The organism is Bradyrhizobium sp. BR2003 (genome assembly GCF_009720285.1).
Taxonomy (GTDB): Bacteria; Pseudomonadota; Alphaproteobacteria; order Rhizobiales; family Xanthobacteraceae; genus Bradyrhizobium; species Bradyrhizobium elkanii.
This window is the reverse complement of sequence record NZ_SMYJ01000047.1, coordinates 71856-87156: the sequence shown is the minus strand read 5'-3', so window position 1 is coordinate 87156 and position 15301 is coordinate 71856. Positions and strand designations below refer to the sequence as shown.

The window sequence follows — 15301 nt, the reverse complement described above, 5'->3', positions numbered from 1 at the left end:
CCGCTGTGCTCACATATCCCCCTGATAATCCGATCAGTTCTTGTAAATCTGATCGAAGATGCCACCCTCGGCGAAGTGCTCCTTCTGCGCCTTGGTCCAACCACCGAAAACGTCGTCGATGGTGAAAAGTTCAACCTTGGCGAAGGATTTTTCGTACTCCTTGGCGATCTCGGGATCGCGCGGCCGGTAGGAGTTGCGCGCGGCGATCTCCTGGCCCTCCTTGGTGTACCAGTACTTCAGATAGGCTTCGACGACGCCGCGGGTGCCTTTCTTGTCGGCGACCTTGTCGACGACGGCCACCGGCGGCTCGGCCAGGATCGATTGCGCCGGCGCCACGATCTCGAACTTGTCCTGGCCGAATTCGCGAAGCGCCAGAAAGGCTTCGTTCTCCCACGCCAGCAGCACGTCGCCGACGCCGCGCTCGACGAAGGTGACGGTCGAGCCGCGCGCGCCGGTGTCGAGCACCGGGACGTTCTGATAGAGGTCGGCGACGAACTTCTTCGCCTTGTCGACTGATCCGAACTTCTTCTGAGCATAGCCCCAGGCGGCGAGATAATTCCAGCGCGCGCCGCCCGAGGTCTTCGGGTTCGGCGTGATGACGCTGACACCGGGCTTGATCAGATCGTCCCAATCCTTGATGCCCTTGGGATTGCCCTTGCGCACCAGGAACACGATGGTCGAGGTGTAGGGCGAGGCATTGAGCGGCAGCCGCTTCTGCCAGTCGGCCGCGATCAGGCCCTTGCCCGCGATCGCATCGATGTCATAGGCAAGCGCCAGCGTGACGACATCGGCCTGCAATCCGTCGATCACCGAGCGCGCCTGCGAGCCCGAGCCACCATGCGACTGCTTGATCTCGACGCTCTTGCCGGTTTCCTTCTGATAGGCCGCGGCGAACGCCTTGTTGAAATCGACATAGAGCTCGCGCGTCGGATCGTACGACACGTTCAGCAGCGAATAGTCGGCCGCAAAGGCCGAGCTCGCCCACAACAGTCCCGCGACCAGCGGCAGGATACGACGGATCATTTCTGTCTCCATTCAACCTGAGAAATGTCAGGGAACACGCAAGACATAACTCACGGCGAAGTGGTCTTAAGTCAACGAAACCGGTTTTCTTTGTTTTCGGCGGCGCAGCGCGCTTGTGCTACGAAGTCGCCGCACTGCGAAGGCTTTGTCGCGTCGCCAAATCACGATGAACCGTCATCGCGATCGAGCGCCCCGCTCCATGCCCTATGACATCTTCATCGTATGGATGCCGCATTCCGTCTTGGCCCGGCCGCGCCAGCGGCCGTCGCGCGCATCTTCGCCGGCAGCGGACCGGCTGCTGCAAGGCATACACCCGACCGACTGATATCCCGATGCGACAAGTGGATGCGGCGGCAGCTTGCCGAGCGTGTAGATCGCCTCGATCTCCTCGCGGGAGACGTTGGCGAACGGATTGAATTTCAGCCTGACGCCGTCATCCTCGACAACCGGGATGTCGGCACGGGCACCGCCCTGAAAACGCTTGCGGCCGTTGATCCAGCCGGCGAACGGCTTCAGCGCGCGCGCCAGCGGCTCGACTTTGCGGATGCGGCAGCAGGCGTCGGGATCGGTGAACCACAATTCGCGGTCCGGATCCTGGCGCGACAGCGCTTCCTCATCGGGCCTGATCGAGCGCACGTCGGTGAGGCCGAGCGTTTTGATCAGCGTGTCGCGATAAGCCAGCGTCTCCTCGAACAGCCAGCCGGTATCGAGAAACACCACCGGGATCGCCGGATCGACATCCGCCATCACCTTGAGCAGCGCGGCGGACTCGGTGCCGAACGACGACACCAGCGCCACCTTCTCGCGGCCGAGCGTCTTGACCGCGGCTGCGATCACCTCGGCTGGCGAGGCCGTGCGCAGCGCACGATCGAGCGCATCGGCCGCGGGCAATGCGGTCGGCTCCACTGCGAGCTCTGGTGCAAGCGTGCTCACTGGCCGGCGCTCTCCGAGTGACGCAGCTGCATGCGGCGGTTGAGTGCGGTGACGCGGCCGTCGCCGGTCGGCTGGTAGAACACCGAATAGCGCTTCATGGTCGCGGCGAACGCGTCCGCGTCGGCATCCTTCTTCACCTCGAAGGCATCGAAGCCGGCGCGCGTCATGAACACGAACTGGTCGCGCAGGATCTGGCCGGTGGCGCGCAGCTCGCCGTCATAGCCGTAACGCTCCCGCAGCAGGCGCGCCTGGCTGTAGGCGCGACCGTCGCGGAAGGTCGGAAACACCAGCGCGACCGAGGCCAGCCGATCAAGATGCGGCACGAGATCGTCGAGATTGCGGTTGTTCGGCCAGATCACGCCGGTTTTGCCGGGACGACGCAGCAGCGCCTCCGGATCGGCGAGAAAGCGCTCGGCGCTCACCAGGACCGCGCCGTCGCCCGGCAACTCGGCGCCGTCGGCGACATGCACGAACAGATCGGTGGTGATTCTTCCCTGCTTAACGAGTGGCATAGACCCGCTCCCTGATAGGCTCGACGCCCAGACGCTTCACCGTATCGACGAACAATTCCTCGGGACGGTCGCGCAGCGCGAGATAGGCTTCGACAATGTCTTCGATCACGTCGGCGACTTCCGCATAGGGAACGGCCGGGCCGATCAGCGTTCCCAACTGCGCGTTCTCGTCGGCGCGGCCGCCGATCGTGATCTGGTAGAACTCCTCGCCGTTCTTCTCGACGCCGAGAATGCCGATGTGGCCGACATGGTGATGGCCGCAGGCATTGATGCAGCCGGAGATGTTGATGTGCAGCCGCCCGATCAGGTCGGCGGTGTCGTGGTTGGCGAAACGCCGCGTCAGCTCCTGCGCGATCGGGATCGAGCGTGCGTTCGCCAGCGAGCAGTAATCCAGCCCGGGGCACGCGATGATGTCGGTGAGGAGGTTGACGTTCGGCGTCGCGAGGCCGAGGCGGTCGAGTGCCTTGAACAGCTGCGGCAGGTCGCGCTTGGCGACGTGCGGCAGCGCCAGGTTCTGCTCGTGGCCGACGCGGATCTCGCCGAACGAATATTTGTCGGCGAGATCGGCGACCGCGTCCATCTGCTCGGCGGTGGCATCGCCCGGAGGGCCACCGACCGGCTTCAGCGACAGCGTCACGATCGAATAGCCCTGCACCTTGTGCGGCGCGACCGAGTTCTTGCGCCAGCGCTCGAACAGCGGATCATGCGCGGCCTGCTTCAACTCGTCCGGCATGTGCGGCAGCTTCTCGTAAGGCGGATAGGAGAAGCGCGAGCGGACCTCCTCGATGGCGGCGTGATCGAGCGTCAGCCCGACATCGCCCATCGCCTTCCACTCCTCCTCGACTTCCCTAGCGAACTTCTCGATGCCGAGCTCGTGCACCAGGATCTTGATGCGCGCCTTGTAGATGTTGTCGCGGCGGCCATACTGGTTGTAGACGCGCAGGATCGCCTCGACATAGCTCAGGATGTCGCGGCCGTGCACGAACGGCTTGATGGTCTTGGCGATGAACGGCGTGCGGCCGAGGCCGCCGCCGACCAGCACCTCGAAACCGGTCTCGCCGTCGGCGTTCTTGTGCAGCCGCAACCCGATGTCATGGATCTTGATCGCGGCGCGATCGTGCTCGGAGGCCGTGATCGCGATCTTGAACTTGCGCGGCAGGAACGAGAATTCCGGATGCAGCGTGGTGTGCTGGCGCAGGATCTCCGACCAGATCCGCGGATCCTCGATCTCGCCGGGCGCGACGCCGGCCCACTGGTCCGACGTGACGTTGCGCATGTTGTTGCCGGAGGTCTGCATCGCATGGATGCCGACTTCCGCGAGATCGGCCAGCGCGTCGGGCAGCTCGGCGAGCTTGATCCAGTTGAACTGGATGTTCTGCCGCGTGGTGAAGTGGCCATAGCCGCGATCGTAGCGGCGCGCCACATGGGCGAGCCGGCGCAGCTGCTTCGACGACAGCGTGCCGTAGGGAATCGCGACGCGGAACATGTAGGCGTGCAGCTGCAGGTACACGCCGTTCTGCAAGCGCAGGATCTTGAATTCGTCCTCGGTGAGCTCGCCGGAAAGGCGGCGCTTCACCTGGTCGCGGAATTCCGAAACACGCTCGTTGATCAGCGTGCGGTCGAGTTCGTCATATGCATACATGATGGATGAGCCTTACGCCGGCACCTGGAGATCGATCGTGACGCCCTTGGCGCGGATGTGTTCGCGAAGATTGCCCGGCTTGAGCTTGCCGCCGTCCTTGAGCTCGACCGGCGCGATGTAGGGGCCGACCGCACCGACATCGTCGGCGGTGGCTTCGGCCAGCAATGCGCGCGCATCGTCGGAGGTGCTGACGACAGCAGAATCGGACAGTTCGGTGGACCAGCCTTGCTTGGCGGTTCGATACACCACGGCACCATCCCAAGTGCGGTTGGCGGTCACCACGGAGGGGCCCGTGATCCTGATTTTCTTCTGTTCAAGCGGAGAGGTCATTCGGCAGCTTTCAGCAGTTCGGAGAACATCTGGTTGGAGAAGAGTTGGGTGACGTTGGACCGGCTCCACGGCGCGGAATGCGCGACCACGTCGCCGATGATGAGAATGGCGGGACCGCCATCGACCTGTTTGACGAGCTCGGGCAGCCGCGCCAGCGTGCCGACCGCGGCCTTGGCATCCGGCCGCGTGACGCGCGCGAACACGCCGACCGGCGTCTCCGGCGAGCGGCCCGCGGCAAGCATGCCTTCGCGGATCGAGGGCGCCGCGGTCATGCCCATATAGACGACGACGGTCATCTTCTTGTCTGTCAGCACCGACCAGTCGACGACCTCGGCATCGCGCGCCTTGTGCGCGGTGAGGAAGGTGATGCGCAGCGCCTCGTGCCTGAAGGTCAGCGGCACCTCGAACTGCGCGGCCGCGCCCAGACCGGCGGAGACGCCCGGAATGATGGAGTAAGCGACGCCGGCGTCGCGCAGCGCCTCGATTTCCTCGCCGCCGCGGCCAAAGATAAAGGGATCGCCGCCCTTCAGCCGCACCGCGCGCTGGCCCGACTGCGCGGCCTCGATCATCAATGCGTTGATGGCGTCCTGGCCGATGCCGGGCTTGCCGACGCGGCGGCCGACCGGGATCCGCGTGGCATCGCGCCGGATGCGGTCGAGAATTTCAGGCGACACCAATTCATCATAGAACACGACGTCGGCATCCTGCAGCGCGCGCAACGCTTTCACCGTGAGCAGATCCGGATCGCCGGGACCGGCGCCGACCAGCGTCACGTGACCAATGGCTTTGCCTTCCGCGCTCGCGCCGGCGAATGCGGCGGGATCGGAGATCGCGTGCAGCGCCTGCTCGGCCTCGTCCTTGCGGCCGGCCAGCACCAGCGCAGCGATCGGGCCGTCGACGATGCGCTCCCAGAAGCGGCGGCGCAGCGGAAACTCTTCGATGCGGGCGTGGATCGATTTGCGGACGCCGCCGATGAAGCCGGCGAGATCGCCGATCCGCGCCGGCAGCACCGCCTCGATCTTCTCGCGGATGCGGCGCGCCACCACCGGCGACGTGCCGCCGGTGCCGACCGCGACCACGACATCGCCGCGATCGACGATCGCCGGCATGATGAAGGTGGAGTGTACGAGGTCGTCCATCACGTTGACCGGCAGGCCGATCGCTTTGGCGCGCACCGACATCGCAACACCGATCTCGCCTGCGCCGGCACAGAGGACGGCGATGACATCGGAGAGATCGGCGGTGAGCGGATCGCCTTCGGCGCGCTCGATCCGCGCGGCGTCCTCCGCCGTGAGACCGGCAATGTCATGGTCGCCGTCGGTCGCGTACCAGCGCACTGCGGCGCCGGCGGCTGCAAGCAGCCGCAGCTTGGCGCGCGCGAGGTCGCCCGCTCCAACGAGCAGCACCTTGCCGCTTTGCAGATCCAGAAACACCGGCAGATATCGCATCAGACGCTCGCTTCCCCAATTTGGGGGTTGACTGAAATTATTTTCTATTTATCTCTCGATCAAGCCCAGCAAAGAGAAAATTATTTCTTCTCTATTGCAGCGCAACTTTAGAATTTTCAACTCCACAGGCCAAGGCCAAGAGATGCATCTTCTCGACAACGAATCCGTCGCCGCCAGGACGCGGTCCGCAGCCCTTAGCAATGCATCTTCCGTGCCGGGGATTCCTGCCAATCAGGACTCTCCGTCGATGGATCATCTCGACGAGCTGGAGGCCCAGAGCATCTACATTTTGCGCGAGGCGTTCGCCCGGCTGAAGAAGCTCGCGCTGCTGTGGTCGCTCGGCAAGGATTCCAACGTGATGATCTGGCTGGCGCGCAAGGCGTTCTTCGGCCGCGTCCCGTTCCCCGCGCTGCATGTCGACACCGGCAAGAAATTTCCGGAGATGTACGCGTTCCGCGATCGCTTCGGAAAGGAATGGGACCTCGACCTGCGCGTTGAGCCCTGCCCGCCGATCGACAGCGTCGACCCGACTTTGCCGCCGGCCGCGCGCTCCGCCGCGCGCAAGACCGAGGGGCTGAAGCTCGCGCTCAACAAATTCGGCTTTGACGGATTGATCGCCGGCATCCGCCGCGACGAAGAGGCGACGCGCGCCAAGGAGCGTGTGTTCTCGCCGCGCGGCCTCGAGGGCGAATGGGACGTCCGCGACCAGCCGCCGGAGTTCTGGGACCAGTTCAACGCCTCGCCGCCGCAGGGCGCGCATTTGCGCATCCATCCGATCCTGCATTGGACCGAGGCCGACATCTGGGCCTACACCAAGCGCGAAGGCATTCCGATCATCCCGCTCTATCTCGCCAAGGACGGCAAGCGCTACCGCTCGCTGGGCGATGCCGACATCACCTTCCCGGTCGCCTCCACCGCCGCCAACATCGACGAGATCCTCACCGAGCTCGACGGCACCAAGGTCCCGGAGCGCGCCGGCCGCGCGCTCGACCACGAGACCGAGGATGCGTTCGAGCGGCTGCGCGTCGCCGGCTATCTCTGATCGACACTCGAAGCAACACCTGACTCCAAGCAACTTGGCTTCCCACTTCGTGCGAGCGTTCCGATGAACATGATCCTTCCCACCGCCTCGATCTCGGCAACGCCCAACGGCACGACGCGGCCGCAGGTGCGCATCGTCATCGTCGGCCATGTCGATCACGGCAAGTCGACGCTGGTCGGGCGCCTGCTGCATGAGACCGGCAGCCTGCCGGACGGCAAGCTGGAAATGCTGAAGGCGGTGAGCGCGCGGCGCGGCATGCCGTTCGAGTGGTCGTTCCTGCTCGATGCGCTGCAGACCGAGCGCGACCAGGGCATCACCATCGACACCACGCAGATCCGGTTCCGCACCCGTTCGCGCGACGTCGTGCTGATCGACGCGCCCGGTCACGCAGAGTTCTTGCGCAACATGATCACCGGCGCCTCGCAGGCCGACGGCGCGGTGCTGATCATCGATGCGCTCGAAGGCGTGCGCGACCAGACCAGGCGGCACGGCTATCTCCTGCATCTGCTCGGCGTGAAGCAGGTCGCGGTCGTGGTCAACAAGATGGACCGCGTCGAGTTCAGTGCCGACCGCTTCAAGGAGATCAGCGACGAGATTTCCGCGCATCTGATCGGCCTCGGCGTGACGCCCACGGCGGTGATCCCGATCTCGGCGCGCGACGGCGACGGCGTCGCCGAGCGCACGGCTCGGATCGACTGGTACCAGGGACCGACCGTGGTCGAGGCGCTCGATGCGCTCGAGCCGGCACGCCCGCTGGCCGAGCTGCCGCTGCGGCTGCCGGTGCAGGCGATCTACAAGTTCGACGACCGCCGCATCGTGGCAGGCCGCATCGAGTCCGGCAGCCTGAAGGCCGGCGACGAGATCGTGATCATGCCGACCGGCAAGATCGCGCAGGTCAAGACCGTCGAGAGCTGGCCGGTGACGCCGGTGGGCACGCCGCAGGGCGCCGGGCGCTCGGTCGGCATCACGCTCGACCGCGAGCTGTTCCTCGAGCGCGGCGACATCATCGGACATTCCGGGCAGAGCCCGCGCGACACGCGCCGCATCCGCGCCCGGATCTTCTGGCTGCACGACAAGCCGCTGACCAAGGGCGAGCAGATCCTGATCCGGCTCGGCACCAAGGAAAGCCGCGCCACCGTGGTCGCGATCGAAAAGGCGGTCGATCCCGGCGCGCTGTCCAACGAGGAGAACACCGCGATCGCGCGCAACCATGTCGGCGAGATCGACATCTCGCTGGCGCAGCCGGTTGCTACCGATCCCTACACCGACAATCCGCGCACCGGCCGCCTCGTCATCGAGGTCAACGGCCGTATCGCCGGCGGCGGCCTCGTGCTGTCGGTCGACGCCGGCCGGCCCGCGGTGCCGGTCGATATCGTGCCGGTGGGGTCCGCGCTGCGGCCGGACGAGCGCTCGGCGCGCTACCACCACAACGGCGCGGTGATCTGGCTGACCGGCCTGCCCGGCTCGGGCAAGTCGACCCTGGCGCGGGCGCTGGAGCGACGCCTGTTCGGCAATGGCGGCTCGCCGATCCTGCTCGATGGCGACACGCTGCGTGCCGGGCTGAACGGCGATCTCGGCTTCTCGCCGCAGGACCGCGCTGAAAACATCCGCCGCCTCGCCGAAGTCGCGACCCATCTGGCGCGCAACGGCCATATCGCCATCGTCGCCGCGGTCTCGCCATCGGCCGCCGACCGTGCGGCAGCTCGCCGTATCGCCGACAGCGCGTTCCGCGAGATATATGTCGCGACGCCGGCCGAGGTCTGCGAGACCCGCGACCCCAAGGGCCATTACGCCAAGGCCCGCTCCGGCGGATTGCCGTCTTTCACCGGCATCACCAATGACTACCAGCCGCCGACCGGCAATGAACTGACCATCGACACCTCGAACCGCTCGGTCAGCGATGCCACCGACGAGATCGAGCGGATGCTGGCCGCGACCGGCATCCTGTTCGACGAACTGACCGACCTCGCGGCGAATATCTAGGCGGCATGGCCTCCTCCTCTGGGGGGCCTTCTCAGAGCCGTGGCTTTAGGGCTAAAAGGGCCGTGAACGCGGCCCTTTGGCGCGTTTTTTGCTGATTTCTTCTGAAAACAGCCCCTAAACGCCCCATTTCTTTGAGAAAGCCCATCATGACTCGTGTCGATGCCCATGGATTGAAGATCGCCCCTGTCCTGTTCGATTTCATCGCTAAGGAGGCGACGCCGAAAACCGGGATCGCGCCCGACGCGTTCTGGGCAGGACTAGCCGCCATCATCCAGAAGCTCGGACCGAAGAACCGCGAGCTGCTCGCGGTCCGCGACGCGCTGCAGGCCAAGATCGACGACTGGCATCGCGCCAACAAGGGCAAGGCGTTCGACATCAACGCCTACACCGCGTTCCTCAAGGACATCGGCTACCTGCTGCCCGAGCCCGCGACCCACAAGGTCGAGACCGCAAATGTCGACGAGGAAATCGGCAAGATCTGCGGCCCGCAGCTGGTGGTGCCGCTCACCAACGCTCGCTACGCGCTGAACGCCGCCAACGCGCGCTGGGGTTCGCTGTACGACGCGTTCTACGGCACCGACGCGATCCCGCACGATCCGAGCGAGGCTGGCCGTGGCTACAACAAGGCCCGCGGTGACAAGGTGATCGCCAAGGCGAAGGCGTTCCTCGATGCCGCCGTGCCGCTTGCGACCGGAAGCCACACCGACGTCACCTCCTACGCCGTGATCGCGGGCCAGCTCTCGGTCAAGCTGAAGAGCGGCAATTCGACCGCGCTGAAGAACGCCGCCCAGTTCGCCGGCTATCAGGGCGACGCCGCCCAGCCTTCTGCGATCCTGCTCGTCAACAACGGCATGCATGTCGAGGTCAAGATCGACCGCAGCAACGTGATCGGCAAGGATGACCCGGCCGGCGTCGCCGACATGATCCTGGAATCGGCGGTCTCCACCATTCTCGACATGGAAGACTCGGTCGCGGCCGTCGACGCCGAGGACAAGGTGCTGGTCTATCGCAACACGCTCGGCCTGATGAACGGCACGCTGTCGGCCGATTTCGAGAAGGGCGGCAAGACGCTGACCCGCTCGCTCAATGCCGACCGCGTCTACAAGAAGCCCGACGGCAGCGAGCTGAAGCTGCACGGCCGCAGCCTGCTCCTGATGCGCAACGTCGGCCACCACATGTTCACCGACGCCGTGCTCGACGCCAAGGGTGAGGAGATCCCGGAAGGCATCCTGGATGCCGCGGTCGCCGGCCTGCTCGCGATCCACGACCTCAAGGGCAATTCCAAGGTCAAGAACAGCCGCACCGGCTCGGCCTATATCGTCAAGCCGAAGATGCACGGCCCCGACGAGGTGACGCTGACCTGCGACCTGTTCGCCGAGGTCGAGAAGATGCTCGGCCTGCCGGAGAACACGCTGAAGGTCGGCATCATGGACGAGGAGCGCCGCACCACGGTCAACCTCAAGGCCTGCATCCAGCGCGCCTCCAAGCGCATCATGTTCATCAACACCGGCTTCCTCGACCGTACCGGCGACGAGATCCACACCTCGATGGAAGCGGGTCCGATGATCCGCAAGAACGACATGAAGGCGCAGCCTTGGATCAAGGCCTATGAAGACTGGAACGTCGACAACGGCCTGATCGACGGCCTGCCCGGCCATGCCCAGATCGGCAAGGGCATGTGGGCCGCCCCCGACAAGATGGCCGACATGCTGGCGCAGAAGATCGGCCATCCGCAGGCCGGCGCCACCACCGCCTGGGTGCCGTCGCCGACCGCGGCCACGCTGCATGCGCTGCACTATCACCAGGTCAACGTGATCGCCCGGCAGCAGGAGCTCGCCAAGGGCGGCCCGCGCGCAAAGCTCTCCGACATCCTCACCATTCCGGTGTCGCAGTCGAACTGGGCGCCCGACGATGTGAAGCAGGAGATCGACAACAACTGCCAGGGCATCCTCGGCTACGTCGTGCGCTGGATCGACCAGGGCGTCGGCTGCTCCAAGGTCCCCGACATCCACGATGTCGGCCTGATGGAGGACCGCGCCACGCTCCGTATCTCGAGCCAGCACCTCGCGAACTGGCTGCATCAGGGCGTCATCACCAGGGACCAGGTGATGGAGTCGCTGAAGCGCATGGCCGTCGTCGTCGACAAGCAGAACGCCGGCGATGCCCTCTACAAGCCGATGGCGCCTTCATTTGATGGCGTTGCCTTCAAGGCGGCCTGCGACCTGATCTTCGAGGGCCGCACGCAACCGAACGGCTATACCGAATACATCCTCACCGCGCGCCGCCGCGAGGCCAAGGCCCCGGGCTGATCCGCAAGCGATCGCAACGACTAAGCAAAGCCCCGGTGCGAGCCGGGGCTTTTTTGTTGGCACCGCGAGCCCGCCGTCGCAGGGCGCACTGCCAAAATATCGAAAACAACCCCATGCAAAGGAGCCGGCGGACATGGCAACTTGACATTTGCGGTATTATTCTACTATTCCGAAATTGTGCGGCCTTGTGGCCATCCTTCGAGACGCCCCGCCATTGGCGGCTCTTGGGATGACGAGGTGATTGCGCAGCTTGCTCGGTGCCGCGCATGCGGGTGATCCAGTATTCCAGAGGCCGCAGAGCTTGAGCCGAGAGGCCGCGGCGTACTGGATCGCCCGGTCCATGTGCGCAATTGCGCACAGGCCGGGCGATGACAGCGGTGTATCCACGTCAGTGCGAGGAGCGAAGCGACGAAGCTAGAACACCGCCAAATATTTCAGCAGCGAGACGATGCCGATGATGATGACGACGGCGCGTGCAATCTGCTTGGCGCGGCCGTCGAGCGGCAGCATGTTGATGAGATAGAGAACGAGAATAACGACAAGGAAGGTGACGAGTACGCCGACGAGCATGGAGAGCCCCCTGATGGCATCGGTGAATGTGCTGTTCGTCCGTTGCTAACGTGCAGGAGGCGGGCCGGTTCCGCGCCGGGAACCGAAAGCGGCCGGCCGCGTGTGATCGACGCTACTCGCGTGCCACCACCGCCGGCCGGCCATATTTGGCGCGGATGCGATCCGGCGCCGGCGTGAAGTTGAGCTGCGCACCGCGCCGGTCCGGACGGCTCACCGACATCAGACCATCCTTGCCGGCGACGATGTCGCCCTTGCGCAAGGTTGGGTCGTCTTCAATCTTGATCGCCGCCAAGCCGACCGAGTCCTTGCCGTTGCAGGTGCAGCCCGAGACCATCTCGTCGCGATAGCGGAACGCGTTCGGCAGCTCGGAATACGGCTTGCCGTCTTCCGTCGCGGCGTTGTCGATACTGCCGCCATAGACCACTTCGGTCGCGCTCGCCGGGCAGAAGCTGTTGCAGCTTTCCGCCTTGCTCTGGTTGCCGGTCGCCGCAAGCGGGAAATAGCGGCCGTCGCAGGTCCGCACGCAATAGGCCTGGCCGACGTCATAGCGCGGACGGCGCTCGATCCGCGGCGCCATCGGCGCCGGGCCGTCGTCGAACGGCATCCGGATCACCGGCGGGCGGCCATGCATGAAGCCGCCGAACAGTTGCGAGAAGAAATCCTGAGCTTGCGCCGCAGGCGCAAGGGACAGGCCGAGCAATGCCGCCGTCCCGAACGCCCAGCGCCTCACGTGCCGTCTCACCATCACCGACCCCGGTACAATGCCGATCCCTGAAGCACGACGAGATTGGATCATCGTCGCGCTTCAGCTTGTTGTTCGTGCATGATCTTTTCGAAAAACCGCCTCGCACTTTTCCGGATCATGCTCAGTACAACGAGGAAGCCGTCGGGATGTTCATCGCCTGACGCCCGGAAGGCAGCGTCATCGCTGCGGGGCGCGGCCGCGCCGCGGCCGGGCGGACCGAAATCTGCGTCGTGGTCGGGCCGATCTCGCGCGCAGCGAGGTGCGGCGCGTTCTTCGGCAGCACCACGACCCTGGTGCCGACATCGACCCGGCTGAACAGGTCGGAAACGTCTTCATTGGTCAGGCGGATGCAGCCGGACGAGACGAACTTGCCGATCGTCGACGGATCGTTGGTGCCGTGGATGCGGTATTCACTGGAGCCGAGATACATCGCGCGCGCACCCAGCGGGTTGCCCGGGCCACCGGCCATGAAGCGCGGCAGATAGGGCTGGCGCCTGATCATCTCGGCCGGCGGATGCCAGTCCGGCCATTCCGCCTTGCGGCTGATGCTTTGCACGCCGGCCCAGGTGAAGCCTTCGCGGCCGACGCCGACGCCGTAGCGGATCGCCCGGCCGCCGCCGAGCACGTAATAAAGTGCGGTGTTGCCGGTATCGATGATGATGGTGCCGGGCGCCTCAGTCGTGTTGAGGGCGACGGTGGTCCGGCGCAGCCGCTCCGGCAGCGCGCCGTCCTCGCCGACCCCACTCGAAGGGTCGTTCATCACCTCGTCGGCGGGAAATGCGCCCGGTTGCGTCGACGCATAGCCGAGCGCGGAAGAGCGGACCTGGGCGCTGGCCGACGTGCTGACGACAAGCGGCGTCACCAACAGGACGCTGCCGATGGCAAGAGTGTGGGCAAGGGTGCGCGCGGCGCGCGACGCAAGCCGGCGGCTGGAAACAGACTGCTGTGTCATGTGCTGCCCCTGGACGGGATGCGCATCGTGGTGATGCGATGCCGGGCCAACGCGCATGGCCGCGAGTCAGTTCCGCCGCGAATCGTCGCGAGACCGCGATTGTCAACCCGTCACGTCTCACGAAGCCGCGATGGAACTTTTTCCGCAGCGATCAGTTGTCATCGCGCAATTCGGCGCGCGGGGCGACCACGCGACGGGTTTGTTCGTCCTCACGCGGGAGGAGTTCGGTGCGCGCCTTTCCGAGTGAAGACCTGCTTGGCAATGCGCCCGAAGGCACGCCCGTCCCCGACAGCAAAATCGAACTGCCGCCGGTTGTCAGCCGCGCCGAGGCCGTCGCCTTCGCATTGATCGCCCTGCTGGTCATTGTCGTTGTGGCGGTGCTCTATTTCGCACGCGCCTTCTTCCTCCCGATCACCATGGCTTTCATCGTCGGCACCATGCTGTCGCCGGCGGCGAGCATGCTCGAACGCTATCGGATCCCGCGCGCGCTCGGCGCGGTCGTCATCGTGATCGCGGTCGGCGCCGCCGTCAGCTTCATGGTCGGGCTGATCGCCTCGCCGGTGATGGAGTGGAGCACGCGGCTGCCCGAGCTCGGCGCGATCCTGAAGGAGAAGCTGCATGTGTTCGACCGGCCGCTCGCGCTGTGGCAGGAATTGCAGACCATGGTCGGCGGCTCCGATACGCTGGCCACGCTCCAGCTGCCGAAATTCGAGTGGGTGCAGCCGACGCTGGAATTCCTGTCGCCGACCTTCGCCGAATTCCTGCTGTTCATCGCGACCCTGATCCTGTTCATCGCAAGCTGGAAGGACCTGCGCCGCGCACTGGTGATGGCCTTCAGCGAACGCACGGCGCGGCTGCGTACGCTGCGCATCCTCAACGAGGTCGAGACCCATCTCGGCAATTATCTGTTGACGGTGACCATGATCAATGTCGGCGTCGGCATCGTCACCGGCGCGATCTGCGCGGCAACGGGCATGCCAAATCCGGCCGGGCTCGGTGCGCTCGCCGCGACGCTGAACTTCGTTCCGATCATCGGGCCGGTCGCAATGTTCGTCGTGCTGGTCGCGGTCGGCATCATCTCCGCTCCGACCATCGGCGCCGGGCTGATCGCGCCGGCATGTTTCGCGGTCGTGACCTTCCTGGAAGGACATTTCGTGACGCCGACGATCGTCGGCCGCAGGCTGTCGCTGAACGCGCTCGCGGTCTTTCTGGCGCTGGCGTTCTGGACCTGGCTGTGGGGTCCGATGGGCGCCTTCCTGTCGTCGCCGCTCTTGATCGTGGCGCTGATCGTCAAGGAGCATTTGATGCCGGTCAATTCGCCGCAGCTGCCGGAAGACTAGCCTTGGTTTCGTATCGGGAACCATGCACAGCGCGGCGCGTTTTTGTTCCAGCACGCAAGTTCTCCGGGAGCTTTTCGATGTCGAGCACGGACAGCGCATTTGGGATCAAGAACATGACGGACAAAGCGACCTACGAACGCCTTGAAAAGGATGTCACCGCCGTGAAAAACGATATCGCCGCCCTCACCGAACAGATCACCGACGCGCTGAACTCGTTTGCCAACAACGCGGGCAAGCAGGCCCGCCGCCGCTACAAGGATGCGCGCGCAAGTGCGGAAGATACGCTCGACGACATGTCGGAGCGCGGCAGCGCGATGATGGGCGCGGCGCAGGATGCCGCATCCTCGATCGAGGAATCGCTGGAAGATATGATCACGCAGCGGCCGCTGGCGACGGTCGGCCTTGCGCTCGGTCTCGGCTTCCTGATCGGCGTCACCTGGCGCCGCTAGGCAAATTGCGGTCTCCGGGGGGA

The 15301-nt window shown here is 65.2% G+C and carries 14 protein-coding genes; 5 read left to right on the top strand and 9 right to left on the bottom strand.

Going from position 1 to position 15301, the window contains the following annotated elements; genetic code table 11:
* Nucleotides 1-33: 33 nt before the first annotated feature.
* The 6 genes from E2I15_RS36605 to cysG all read right to left on the bottom strand — a co-directional run bounded on the left by E2I15_RS36605 (nucleotide 34) and on the right by cysG (nucleotide 5888).
* Nucleotides 34-1023, bottom strand: coding sequence for a sulfate ABC transporter substrate-binding protein (locus E2I15_RS36605; protein WP_170991392.1), 990 nt, complete (start codon nucleotides 1021-1023; stop codon nucleotides 34-36).
* Between the two features lie 204 nt (nucleotides 1024-1227).
* A complete protein-coding gene (locus E2I15_RS36600; protein ID WP_422109811.1) occupies nucleotides 1228-1929 on the bottom strand; it encodes a phosphoadenylyl-sulfate reductase in 702 nt (233 codons plus the stop codon).
* Between the two features lie 23 nt (nucleotides 1930-1952).
* A complete protein-coding gene (locus E2I15_RS36595; RefSeq protein WP_028334723.1) occupies nucleotides 1953-2468 on the bottom strand; it encodes a DUF934 domain-containing protein in 516 nt (171 codons plus the stop codon).
* Nucleotides 2455-4110: a nitrite/sulfite reductase gene (locus tag E2I15_RS36590; RefSeq protein WP_137476683.1), complete on the bottom strand. Its 1656-nt coding sequence runs from the start codon at nucleotides 4108-4110 to the stop codon at nucleotides 2455-2457. Before E2I15_RS36590 ends, E2I15_RS36595 begins: the two co-directional genes overlap by 14 nt.
* A gap of 12 nt (nucleotides 4111-4122) precedes the next feature.
* Complete coding sequence (locus E2I15_RS36585) at nucleotides 4123-4440, bottom strand: DUF2849 domain-containing protein (protein ID WP_028334721.1); 318 nt, start codon at nucleotides 4438-4440, stop codon at nucleotides 4123-4125.
* A complete protein-coding gene (gene cysG, locus E2I15_RS36580; RefSeq protein WP_137476682.1) occupies nucleotides 4437-5888 on the bottom strand; it encodes a siroheme synthase CysG in 1452 nt (483 codons plus the stop codon). Before cysG ends, E2I15_RS36585 begins: the two co-directional genes overlap by 4 nt.
* Nucleotides 5889-6135: 247 nt before the next feature.
* On the opposite strand from cysG, the gene cysD reads away from it, so the two are divergent.
* From cysD to E2I15_RS36565, 3 genes are all read left to right on the top strand, one after another.
* Nucleotides 6136-6930 (top strand): sulfate adenylyltransferase subunit CysD, encoded by a 795-nt coding sequence (gene cysD, locus E2I15_RS36575; protein ID WP_016845216.1) that lies wholly within the window; start codon nucleotides 6136-6138, stop codon nucleotides 6928-6930.
* 63 nt (nucleotides 6931-6993) lie between these two features.
* A complete protein-coding gene (cysC, locus tag E2I15_RS36570) occupies nucleotides 6994-8913 on the top strand; it encodes an adenylyl-sulfate kinase (protein WP_137476681.1) in 1920 nt (639 codons plus the stop codon).
* Nucleotides 8914-9059: 146 nt separating this feature from the next.
* The gene (locus tag E2I15_RS36565) at nucleotides 9060-11222 is read left to right on the top strand and encodes a malate synthase G (protein WP_137476680.1); all 2163 of its coding nucleotides are present in this window, start codon (nucleotides 9060-9062) and stop codon (nucleotides 11220-11222) included.
* Nucleotides 11223-11636: 414 nt separating this feature from the next.
* Here the strand turns inward: E2I15_RS36565 and E2I15_RS36560 are convergent, their stop codons facing one another.
* The 3 genes from E2I15_RS36560 to E2I15_RS36550 all read right to left on the bottom strand — a co-directional run bounded on the left by E2I15_RS36560 (nucleotide 11637) and on the right by E2I15_RS36550 (nucleotide 13489).
* Nucleotides 11637-11792, bottom strand: coding sequence for a Thivi_2564 family membrane protein (locus tag E2I15_RS36560; protein ID WP_016842974.1), 156 nt, complete (start codon nucleotides 11790-11792; stop codon nucleotides 11637-11639).
* 112 nt (nucleotides 11793-11904) lie between these two features.
* On the bottom strand, nucleotides 11905-12537 hold the full coding sequence (locus E2I15_RS36555; protein ID WP_137476679.1) for a DUF2865 domain-containing protein: 633 nt from the start codon (nucleotides 12535-12537) through the stop codon (nucleotides 11905-11907).
* Nucleotides 12538-12658: 121 nt separating this feature from the next.
* Nucleotides 12659-13489, bottom strand: coding sequence for a L,D-transpeptidase (locus E2I15_RS36550; protein ID WP_170991391.1), 831 nt, complete (start codon nucleotides 13487-13489; stop codon nucleotides 12659-12661).
* A gap of 227 nt (nucleotides 13490-13716) precedes the next feature.
* On the opposite strand from E2I15_RS36550, the gene E2I15_RS36545 reads away from it, so the two are divergent.
* Both E2I15_RS36545 and E2I15_RS36540 read left to right on the top strand, forming a co-directional pair.
* The gene (locus E2I15_RS36545; RefSeq protein WP_137476676.1) at nucleotides 13717-14829 is read left to right on the top strand and encodes an AI-2E family transporter; all 1113 of its coding nucleotides are present in this window, start codon (nucleotides 13717-13719) and stop codon (nucleotides 14827-14829) included.
* Between the two features lie 77 nt (nucleotides 14830-14906).
* Nucleotides 14907-15278 (top strand): ElaB/YgaM/YqjD family protein, encoded by a 372-nt coding sequence (locus E2I15_RS36540; RefSeq protein WP_016842979.1) that lies wholly within the window; start codon nucleotides 14907-14909, stop codon nucleotides 15276-15278.
* Nucleotides 15279-15301 lie beyond the last annotated feature (23 nt).